A 9,951-nucleotide genomic window follows, 5' to 3' on the forward strand; every position below is an offset into this window, starting at 1 on the left:
GTGTCCGGCGGGCCATTTCTTTAGGCCGAGATCGACTGTATTACTGACATATGTACATGTCAAAGGGAACACTCGTGCTATTTTTGAAGTGTGGTTTATTTGGCCTCTTTGGCATTTATTTGCACTAAATCAGTGCGCAAAACTTAGGTTCTGGCCGTTTACTCCAGCTCTGCCAACACCTTCAAATGCGCCACCACGCTGCGCCCCAGCGCCGACAGCTCATATCCGCCCTCGAGACAGCTGACAATGCGTCCCCGCGCATACTGCTTCGCCACCGCCATCACCTGCCGCGTGATCCACGCATAATCCGCCTCGACCAGCCCCATCCCGCCCATGTCGTCGTCGCGGTGGGCGTCGAAGCCGGCCGAGATGAAGATCATCTGCGGCTGGTGCGCATGCAGCGCCGGCAGCCACTGTTCCTGCACCAGCTTGCGCACCGTCTCGCCGTCGGCGCGCGCCGGTACCGGCACGTTCACCTGGCTGGCCGTGATCGGCTCGGGGTCGCTGTAGGGATAGAAGGGATGCTGGAAGAAGCTCACCATCAGCACCCGCGGCTCGTTGCGGAAGGCGTCGGCCGTGCCGTTCCCGTGGTGGACGTCGAAGTCGACGATCGCCACCCGCTCCAGCCCGTGCACCTCCATCGCATGGCGCGCCGCGATGGCGACGTTGTTGAAGAGGCAGAAGCCCATCGGCTCGGTGGGCGTGGCGTGGTGGCCCGGCGGGCGCACCGCGCAGAAGGCGTTGGCGATGCTGCCGGCGATGACGGCGTCGGTGGCCGCCACCGCCGCCCCGGCCGCGCGCAGCGCCGCCTGGTAGCTGTAATGACAGAGCGAGGTATCGCCGTCCAGCGGATAATAGTCGCCCGGCGTGGCCGGCACGTGGTCGCGCACCAGCGCCAGCGCGCCCGGCGTGTGGTTGCGCAGGATATCGGCGGTGTCCGCCAGCGGCGCGCTGCGCTGCTCGATCAGGCCGTCCAGGCGCGCCAGGATCAGCTGGTCGTCGATCGCCTGCAGGCGCGATGGGGACTCCGGATGCCAGCTGCCCATCTCGTGGCGCAGGCAGTCCGGGTGGCTGTAAATTGCTGTGCTCATAGTGCTTGGTCTTTCGCCAGTGCTCATCCATGCACACCCGCGCCGCCGTTCTCGCATAGAATCGATGCGACGGCTTGTTGCTGTCGGAGTACAAGGGTTGCCGATGGCGCTAATCTACCATGCCGGCAGCCTGCTCCGCAGAATGGCCGCCACCGACGAACAACCCATTAGGCCCTATGTTCAAACAACTGCATGCCGCCGCGCGCCAGGTCGGCCAGGTCGTGATCGGCAAGGACGAGCAGGTCCGCCTCGCCCTCACCTGCCTGCTGGCGGGCGGCCACCTGCTGCTCGAAGACCTGCCCGGGGTCGGCAAGACCACGCTTGCGCACGCGCTGGCGATCTCGCTGGGCCTCAGGTTCAACCGCGTCCAGTTCACCAGCGACCTGCTGCCCGCCGACGTGGCCGGGATCTCGGTCTACGAGCGCGAGAAGAACGGCTTCGTGTTCCACCCCGGCCCGATCTTCACCCAGGTGCTGCTGGCCGACGAGATCAACCGCGCCACGCCGAAGACCCAGTCCGGCCTGCTGGAAGCGATGGAGGAGCGCCAGGTCACGGCCGATGGCGTCACCCGCGCCCTGCCCGAGCCCTTCTTCGTGATCGCCACCCAGAACCCGGCCAGCCAGGTCGGCACCTTCCCGCTGCCCGAGTCCCAGCTCGACCGCTTCCTGATGTGCCTCTCGCTGGGCTATCCGGACGCCGCCGCCGAGCGCGCCCTCCTGATGGGCGAGGACCGGCGCGCCATGCTGCGGGTCCTAGAACCGGCGATGGACGCGGCCGAACTGGCCCAGGCCCAGCGCGCGTTGCGCGAGATCCACGCCTCCAGCGCGCTGGTCACCTACGTGCAGGCGCTGGCCCAGGCCTCGCGCCAGAACGGCATGTTCGCCGAAGGCCTGTCGCCGCGCGCCGCCATCGCCCTGCTGCAGGCCGGGCGCGCCTGGGCCGCGCTCGAAGGGCGCGACCACGTGATCCCCGAAGACATCCAGGCCGTGCTGGTGCCGGTCTGCGCGCACCGCCTGCGTCCGCTCAAGGCCGCCCACGGCGCCGCCCTGGCCAGCCGCGACCTGGTGCTGCAGCTGCAGAAATCCGTTCCCGTCTGATGGCGCAGGCGCAGGGCTTCAGGGGCTGGCTGCGGCGCACCACCGGCGCCTGGCTGCCGCGCAAGGGAACGCTCGACACCGGCGAAGTGCTGCTGTCGCAGCGCCGCGTGTTCATCCTGCCGAGCAAGGCGGGACTGGGCTTCGCGGCCCTGATGCTGATCCTCCTGATCGGTTCCGTCAACTACGCCCTGGGCCTGGGCTTCGCACTGACCTTCCTGGCCGTCTCCTGCGCCCTGGTCGACATGGTCGCCACCTACCGCAATCTTGCCCAGCTGCGCCTGCAGCAGGGCCGCGTGGCGCCCGTGTTCGCGGGCCAGGAAGCCCAGTTCGAGCTCCAGATCGCCAACCGCACCCGCCTGGCGCGCTACGCGGTCCGGGCCGATTTCTCGACCATCGCCGAGCCGCGCCACGTGACCGACGTGGCGGCCGGTTCGCAATCCACCGTGGTGCTGGCGATGCCGACGACCGAGCGCGGCTGGCTGGCCGCGCCGCGCGTCAGGCTCTCGACCCGCTTTCCTCTCGGCCTGTTCCATGCCTGGAGCTACTGGCGGCCCGGCCTGCGCGCCCTGGTCTACCCGCGTCCCGAGGACGGCGCACCGGCCCTGCCCCTGGTCGGCAACAGCGGCAGCCAGGTGCGCGCGGCCGGCAGCGACGACTTCGCCGGCGTGCGCAGCTACCAGGCCGGCGACTCGCTGCGCCAGCTGGCCTGGCGCCAGATCGCGCGCCTCGACCCGGCCCTTGGCGGCCAGCTGGTGACCAAGCATTTCGAGGGCGGCGAAGGCAGCGACCTGGTGCTCGACTTCGACGCGCTGCCGGCCCAGCTGGGCGTGGAGGGGCGCCTGGCGCGCATGACGCGCTGGGTGCTGGACGCCGAGCAGCGCGCCCTGCCCTATGCCTTCCGCCTGGGCGCGCTGCGCTACGACGCGGCCCTGGGCGCGGCGCACCAGGCGGCCTGCCTGCGCGCGCTGGCCCTGTACGGCAAGCAGGAGCAGCCATGAAGGCGCGCGCCGCCCTGCCCCGTGACAAAGCCGACACCCTGCTGCTGCTGGGCAGCGCGCTGCTGGTGCTGCTGCCGCACGCGCGCCACCTGCCACCCTGGATCTCGCTGCTGTGCGGCGCCGTCCTGTCCTGGCGCGCGGCGATCACCCTGCGCGGCAAGCGCATGCCATCCAGCCTGGTGCTGCTGCCGATCGCCGTGCTGGCCATGATCGGCGTGCAGACCAGCTACCAGACCCTGCTCGGGCGCGACGCCGGGGTGGCCATGCTGGTGCTGCTGGTCGCCTTCAAGATGCTCGAGATGCATGCGCGGCGCGACCTGTTCGTGGTGATCTTCCTGTGCTTCTTCCTGGTCCTGACCAACTTCTTCTACTCGCAGAGCATCTTCAGCGCGCTGCTGATGGTGCTGTCGGTGCTGGCGCTGCTGACCACCCAGCTGTCCTTCCAGTTCACCGGCGCCGTGCCGGCGCTGCGCGCCCGCCTCCTGATGGCCGCGCGCATGCTGGCGCTGGCCGCGCCCCTGGCCTTGCTGATGTTCGTGGTCTTCCCGCGCATTCACGGCCCGCTGTGGGGCATGCCGGGCCCCGGAGGCGGCGCGAAGTCCGGCCTGTCGGACCAGATGGCGCCGGGGCAGATGTCCTCGCTCGCGCTGTCCGACGAGCCGGTGTTCCGCGTGCGCTTCGATGGCCCGGCGCCCGACCAGGCGCGCCTCTACTGGCGCGGGCCGGTGCTGGATTCATTCGACGGGCTGACCTGGACCCGCGGCGCGGAAAAGCATGCGCCCAGGGACCAGCGCCTGTCGGTGGGCGGCCCGGCCCTTTCCTACGAAGTGACGCTGGAGCCCTCGCCGGCGCGCTGGGTGTTCGCGCTCGAGATGCCGGGCCGCATACCCGCGCTGCCGGGCCGCGTCACGCACGTGTCGCCCCAGTTCGAACTGACCGTCGGCTCCGCCCCGCAGGAACGCGTGCGCTACCGCGCCAGCTCGCACCTCGACTATGCGCTGCAGGGCGGCGAGCGCCTGGCCAACGCCAGCCGCTGGCTGCTGCTCCCCTACGGCTACAACCCGCGCGCGCTGCAGGCCGGCATGGACCTGCGCCGCGAACCGGAGCCGGCGGCCCGGGTCGAGGCGGTGCTGCGCCGCTTCCGCGAGCAGCCCTATTCGTACACGCTGGAGCCGCCCCTGCTCGGCCGCCACACGGTCGACGAATTCCTGTACCAGACCCGGGCCGGATTCTGCGAACACTATGCGGGCGCCTTCGTGTTCCTGATGCGCGCGGCCGGGGTGCCGGCGCGCGTGGTGACCGGCTACCAGGGCGGCGAGATCAATCCGCTGGACGGCTTCATGACAGTCCGGCAATCGGACGCCCACGCCTGGGCCGAAGTCTGGCTGGCGCCGCGCGGCTGGGTGCGCGTGGACCCGACCGCGGCGGTGGCGCCGGAACGGGTGCGGCGCGGCCTCGGCGCGGCGGTCCAGATGCCCGCACCCTTCGGCATCGAAGCCCTGCGCGGGTTCGACCTCGGCCGCGACGGCGGCAACTGGCTCGGCCAGCTGCGCAATGCGCTGGGCGCGGTCAACAATGGCTGGAACCAGTGGGTGCTCAACTACACGCCGGAACGCCAGCGCGACGTGGTGAGCAGCCTGCAGGCGGGCTTCACCGGCTGGCCTTTTATCGCCCTGATAACAAGCAGCTGTATTTTGTTGCTGCTCTATGGAATTTTAATTCGCCGCAGGGCAATTCATCCGATCGATGCTCTATACTCGGTGCTGTGCAAGCGCCTCGGCCAACACGGCCTGGCACGTGCAGCGGACGAAGGGCCGACCGCCTACGCGGCCCGGGTTGCGGCAGCTTCCCACCTGGCAGCGCCCACGCGCGCTGCCGCTGCCGAGTTCTTGCGCCGCTACAGTGCCTGGCGTTATGCGCCCGTCCAAGCCGATCCCCGGCTTGCCGCCACGTTGAAGAGCTTATTGTCGCAAGTCAGATGAAACCGTTCGTTCCCCTGTTCGCCGCACTGGCGCTGGCATTTGCCGCCCAGAGCGATGCGCTAGCTTTTGCCAAAGAATCCACCACGCAATCCCGTGCGCATGCGGCGCACGCGAAAGCCAAATCCAAGACCGCCAAGCCCACCAAAGGCGCCAAGGCCAGGCCGGCCAAGGGCAAGAAAGTGGCCGCCAAGGCCAAGCCCGCCAAGGTCTTGCCGGCCGCCGCGGCCGCCGCCGTGATCGACTACGACGGCGAGCACATGAACTTCCTCGAGTGGGGCTCGGTGCAGACCTTCATCGACGAGATGGTGACCCAGCGCGGCTTCCAGCGCGCCGAACTGGAAGCCCTGTTCGGCAAGGTCCGCTTCGTCGATTCGGCCGTGCAGCTGGTCAAGCCTGCGCCGCCGGGCAAGCCGAAGAACTGGCAAGCCTACAGCGAGCGCTTCATCGAGCCGATCCGCATCAATGCCGGCGTGCGCTTCTGGAACGAGAACGCCGAAGCCCTGGCGCGCGCCGAAGCCGCCTACGGCGTGCCGGCCGAGATCATCGTCGGCATCATCGGCGTGGAAACCATCTATGGCCGCGACACCGGCCGCTTCCGCGTCGTCGACACCCTGGCCACCCTCGCCTTCGCCTATCCGGAGACCCCGAACCAGGAAAGCCGCAAGGCCTTCTTCCGCAGCGAACTGGCCAACACCCTGACGCTGGCGCGCGAGCGCGGCACCGATCCGCTGGATCTGCTGGGCTCCTTCGCGGGCGCGGTGGGGATGCCGCAGTTCATGCCAGGCAACATCCTGAAGTACGGCGTCGATTTCGACAGCGATGGCCGGATCGACTTGCGCGGCTCGCCGGCGGATGCGATCGGCAGCGTGGCCAATTTCCTGGTCCAGCACGGCTGGAACGCCGAGCACCGCGGCCCGGCGGTGTTCGCGGCCGACGTCTCGCCCAACCGTGGCTGGGAAGAGCTGCTTGGCCGCGGCTTGGCCGCGACGCTGCGTCCGGAAGAACTGCAGGCAGCCGGCGTGATGCTGAATACCGCCCTGCCCTCGGGCCGCCTGTACGGCCTGGTCGACCTGCAGAACGGGGCCGAGCCGACCGAGTACTGGGTGGCCAACGATAACTTCTTTGCCATCACCAAATACAATCGCAGTTACTTCTACGCCATGTCGGTGATCGAGCTGGGCCGCGCAGTGCGCCTGTCGCGCTCCAGTTGAATGTTGCTGGGCGGGAAATTTTGTAATCATTTGTAACGGCCTTCCCGCCCAAATTTCTGTTTTCTCCCCGCTAATCTTACCTCCACGACAAGATACCCCCCAGGGGTATCCTGGCTCGACTCCTTCAGTTCTCTGCGGAAACTCCCGCAAATTTTGCCGCATTGCGCCATACCCCCCATTTTGTTGCTTTCTCGTCAGCATAAGTCGTACCGTGCGGCATCAAAATATGTTTGGACTTACACTAGGGATTGACCAAAAAACAATTATTATTTCCGTGAGTTTGTGAGAGAATTGCATTGGAGCTATTGTTGCATTAAGACAACAAAGCCTGAGGCGAAGTTTCTATTCCGCTTGGCTGACAAGTAGCGTGACGGAAATAGTTGTACAATTGGATAGAAAATTACGAAATATGATTTCCGGATTCGAAACGCCGCCAGCGATTCCGTTCAACCCCCATATAGGAATTTGAATCATGACAAACCAAGTCGGCATTGATATGAACAGCGATTCGGAAGGCGATGAACTGCTGCAGTACAACCCGAACCGTCTGCTCGACACCCTCATCGAGAACCTGCGCCTGAAGAACGACGCGGCCCTGTCGCGCGCGCTCGAAGTGGCGCCGCCGGTGATCTCGAAGATCCGCCACCACCGCCTGCCGGTCGGCGCATCGCTCCTGATCCGCATGCATGAAGTCAGCGACCTGTCGATCCGCGACCTGCGCTACCTCATGGGCGACCGCCGTGCGAAGTTCCGCATCAGCGACAAGCAGTTCAAGCCGAAAGAAGGCGCAGCACCGAAGGACCAGCAGGCGTAATTTCGCCATGCCGGGATAACGCCCTCGCCGCATCGGCGGCCAGGGCATGGGCTGGCGCATTGCACGCCGAGCCTTCGCACCACAATGCGTGCCATCTGAATTGCGCGCGGGCCTCGCGTTTTCTGCCCGCTTAGTGGAATCTCCAGCGCAAGCGTTCTCCGGCCACCAGGCGCCGGATTGAAGCGGCCGTCCCCGAACCCGACGGCCGTGCAGATGAATCAGGCGGGGAAGACGCCCGTCGACAGATAGCGGTCGCCGCGGTCGCAGACGACGAACACGATCGTCGCGTTCTCCACGGTCTGCGAAATGCGCAGCGCCACTTCGCAGGCGCCTGCCGCCGAAATCCCACAGAAAATGCCCTCTTCCGCCGCCATGCGGCGCGCCATCTGTTCGCTGGCAGCCTGGCTCACGCTTTCCACCTGGTCGACCCGGGCCTTCTCGAAGATCTTCGGCAGGTAGGCTTCCGGCCATTTGCGGATGCCCGGGATCGAGGAACCTTCCTCCGGCTGGGCGCCGACGATGCGCACCGCCTCGTTCTGTTCCTTCAGGTAGCGCGACACGCCCATGATGGTGCCGGTCGTGCCCATCGCGCTCACGAAGTGGGTGATGCGGCCTTCGGTATCGCGCCAGATCTCGGGACCGGTGGTCTCGTAGTGGGCGCGCGGATTGTCGAAGTTGGCGAACTGGTCGAGGATGATGCCCTGGCCGTCCTTCTGCATCTGCTCGGCCATGTCGCGCGCGTATTCCATGCCGCCCGACTTCGGAGTGAGGATGATCTGGGCGCCGTAGGCGGCCATGCTCTGGCGGCGCTCGACCGACAGGTTGTCCGGCATCAGCAGCAGCATCTTGTAGCCCTTGATCGCGGCGGCCATGGCCAGCGCGATGCCGGTGTTGCCGCTGGTGGCTTCGATCAGGGTGTCGCCCGGCTTGATCTGGCCGCGCTCTTCGGCGCGGCGCAGCATCGACATGGCGGCGCGGTCCTTGACCGAGCCGGCTGGATTATTGCCCTCGAGCTTGCCGAGGATGATGTTGTTGCGGGCCTGCGCATCCGCGCCCGGCAGGCGCTGCAGGCGCACCAGCGGCGTGTTGCCGATGGTGTCTTCGATGGTCTTGTATCCCATTACTTTCCCGGTTCGTTGCGAATACTAAACCAGCATTCTAAACCGGGATGCAGGACGACGTATGCGGACGGGGCCGAATGCCCTGTCCGCATAGATCAAACAAGCTCAGCGTTGCGGCGACGGATAGGTGGCGGGGCTGACGTTGCCGTCCTTGTCGACCGCCTGCACGCCGAAGAACACGTTGTCCTTCGACAGGTCGACCGTGGCCTCCGTCACGTTGCCGACCCACTTCGATCCCTGCCAGGTGGCCGCGGTGGTTTCGCGCCAGACGATGCGGTAGCCGGCGACATCCGGCTCGCCGTTCGGCTGCCACACCAGGGTCGAATCGTTGGTCAGCTTGTCGGTGCGCAGCTTGACCTCGCGCGGCGCGGCCGGGGCCAGGGCCAGCGAGGCCAGGGCGGCGGCGTTGACGCGGGCGACCTTGCCCACGTAATCGAAGTCGACGAAGTCGATCAGGTCGCCGTAGACCTTTCCGCTCTCGGTACGCAGGTCCTGGTGCTGGTGGTCGAAGTCCTCGTTCGGCTCGGTGAAGCGCAGCGCGGCATAGCCCTGCTCCAGGAAGGGCATGTGGTCGCCGCCGCGCAGGTAGCGGTCGTGGCGCTGGATCACGGAGACCTTGAAGCCCTTCACGTAGCGCTCGCCCTGCTCCTTGGTATGGCGCGCGAGCTGGCGCGAGATCGAATCGTTCTCGCCGCCGGTGGCCACCAGCTGGCGGACCGCGTCGCTCATTTCCTTGGTGGCCGGGATGCTCTGTGCAAACAGGCGCACCTGCTTGTTGTCGACCTTGCCGTCGTCGGCGCGCGAGCTGCCGATGATGTCGTTGGTGAACATGCCTGCGATGTTCACGTTGTTCTTGCGCGCCTGCTCGGCGAAGTGGCGGGCGCCGATCAGGCCCTGCTCTTCGGCGGCGACGGCCATGAACACCAGGGTGGCGTCGAACTTGTGCTTGGCCATGACGCAGGCCAGCTCCATGGTGGCGGCGGTGCCCGAGGCGTCGTCGTTGGCTCCCGGCGCGTCGGCGGTGTAGTTCATCACGTCGGTGACGCGCGAGTCGTAGTGGCCGCTGACCACGTAGACGCGGTCTTTCGAGGCCGCCTGGGTGCCCGGCAGGGTGGCGACCACGTTGACGATCTCGGTCGGGCGCGAGATGCGCGCGGAGACCGGGGCCACGTGGCTGTCGAAGGCAACCGTCAGCGGCGTGCCGGCGCCGCAGCGCTCCAGCTCCGCCTTGATCCAGCGGCGCGCGGCGCCGATGCCGCGGGTTTCCGATTCGGTCTCCGACATCGTGTGGCGGGTGCCGAAGCTGACCAGCTTGCGGATGTGGGCTTCGATGCGTTTCGGGGAGATATCGGCGACGATCTTCTTGATCTGGGCTTGTTCGCGCTGGGTGTCCGGTTGTGCCGGAGTCGCGGCTGCTGCGGTGGCGGCGCCGGCGGTGGCCAGCAGGGCGGCGAGCAGGCCGGTGGAAATGCGGGCGTGAGGCATGAGTACCTTTCTGGTCTGATGTTGAGGCGTGCTCGGACATCTTCTCATGCGTTGGGGGTGGGTGTCAGTCAATACACGGGGGAAATGTGCATATGGTGAGCGGAGGCGATGCACCTCGCGGCCCCGGCCCCCCCAAAAACACGGGGGGGGGG

8 protein-coding genes are annotated in these 9,951 nt (G+C 67.0%); 5 read left to right on the plus strand and 3 right to left on the minus strand.

Going from position 1 to position 9,951, the window contains the following annotated elements:
* Positions 1-158: 158 nt before the first annotated feature.
* A complete protein-coding gene (locus KBW95_RS16790) occupies positions 159-1,091 on the minus strand; it encodes a histone deacetylase family protein (RefSeq protein WP_211522855.1) in 933 nt (310 codons plus the stop codon).
* A 176-nt stretch (positions 1,092-1,267) separates the two neighbouring features.
* Here KBW95_RS16790 and KBW95_RS16795 point away from each other — a divergent pair, with 176 nt between their 5' ends.
* From KBW95_RS16795 to KBW95_RS16815, 5 genes are all read left to right on the plus strand, one after another.
* Complete coding sequence (locus tag KBW95_RS16795) at positions 1,268-2,188, plus strand: MoxR family ATPase (protein ID WP_211528805.1); 921 nt, start codon at positions 1,268-1,270, stop codon at positions 2,186-2,188.
* Positions 2,188-3,186, plus strand: coding sequence for a DUF58 domain-containing protein (locus KBW95_RS16800; RefSeq protein ID WP_211522857.1), 999 nt, complete (start codon positions 2,188-2,190; stop codon positions 3,184-3,186). The genes KBW95_RS16795 and KBW95_RS16800 overlap by 1 nt, the downstream gene beginning before the upstream one ends.
* Positions 3,183-5,168 carry a DUF3488 and transglutaminase-like domain-containing protein gene (locus tag KBW95_RS16805; protein ID WP_211528806.1) on the plus strand — a complete coding sequence of 662 codons (1,986 nt, stop codon included), beginning with the start codon at positions 3,183-3,185 and terminating at the stop codon, positions 5,166-5,168. Before KBW95_RS16800 ends, KBW95_RS16805 begins: the two co-directional genes overlap by 4 nt.
* A complete protein-coding gene (gene mltB / locus KBW95_RS16810; protein ID WP_211528807.1) occupies positions 5,165-6,379 on the plus strand; it encodes a lytic murein transglycosylase B in 1,215 nt (404 codons plus the stop codon). The genes KBW95_RS16805 and mltB overlap by 4 nt, the downstream gene beginning before the upstream one ends.
* A 472-nt stretch (positions 6,380-6,851) precedes the next feature.
* Complete coding sequence (locus KBW95_RS16815) at positions 6,852-7,193, plus strand: hypothetical protein (RefSeq protein ID WP_211520617.1); 342 nt, start codon at positions 6,852-6,854, stop codon at positions 7,191-7,193.
* 218 nt (positions 7,194-7,411) lie between these two features.
* Here the strand turns inward: KBW95_RS16815 and cysM are convergent, their stop codons facing one another.
* Together cysM and KBW95_RS16825 are read right to left on the minus strand one after the other, a co-directional pair.
* Positions 7,412-8,314 carry a cysteine synthase CysM gene (cysM, locus tag KBW95_RS16820; protein WP_211528808.1) on the minus strand — a complete coding sequence of 301 codons (903 nt, stop codon included), beginning with the start codon at positions 8,312-8,314 and terminating at the stop codon, positions 7,412-7,414.
* 105 nt (positions 8,315-8,419) lie between these two features.
* Positions 8,420-9,799, minus strand: coding sequence for a M20/M25/M40 family metallo-hydrolase (locus tag KBW95_RS16825; RefSeq protein ID WP_211522861.1), 1,380 nt, complete (start codon positions 9,797-9,799; stop codon positions 8,420-8,422).
* Positions 9,800-9,951 lie beyond the last annotated feature (152 nt).

This window comes from Massilia sp. ZL223, from assembly GCF_018119395.1.
Classification (GTDB): domain Bacteria; phylum Pseudomonadota; class Gammaproteobacteria; order Burkholderiales; family Burkholderiaceae_D; genus Telluria.

What these genes read in the sequence shown, in the direction of transcription:
- KBW95_RS16790 (WP_211522855.1), bottom strand. Translation starts at nt 1,091, where the DNA reads ATGAGCACAGCAATTTACAGCCACCCGGACTGCCTGCGCCACGAGATG.
- KBW95_RS16795 (WP_211528805.1), top strand. Translation starts at nt 1,268, where the DNA reads ATGTTCAAACAACTGCATGCCGCCGCGCGCCAGGTCGGCCAGGTCGTG.
- KBW95_RS16800 (WP_211522857.1), top strand. Translation starts at nt 2,188, where the DNA reads ATGGCGCAGGCGCAGGGCTTCAGGGGCTGGCTGCGGCGCACCACCGGC.
- KBW95_RS16805 (WP_211528806.1), top strand. Translation starts at nt 3,183, where the DNA reads ATGAAGGCGCGCGCCGCCCTGCCCCGTGACAAAGCCGACACCCTGCTG.
- mltB (WP_211528807.1), top strand. Translation starts at nt 5,165, where the DNA reads ATGAAACCGTTCGTTCCCCTGTTCGCCGCACTGGCGCTGGCATTTGCC.
- KBW95_RS16815 (WP_211520617.1), top strand. Translation starts at nt 6,852, where the DNA reads ATGACAAACCAAGTCGGCATTGATATGAACAGCGATTCGGAAGGCGAT.
- cysM (WP_211528808.1), bottom strand. Translation starts at nt 8,314, where the DNA reads ATGGGATACAAGACCATCGAAGACACCATCGGCAACACGCCGCTGGTG.
- KBW95_RS16825 (WP_211522861.1), bottom strand. Translation starts at nt 9,799, where the DNA reads ATGCCTCACGCCCGCATTTCCACCGGCCTGCTCGCCGCCCTGCTGGCC.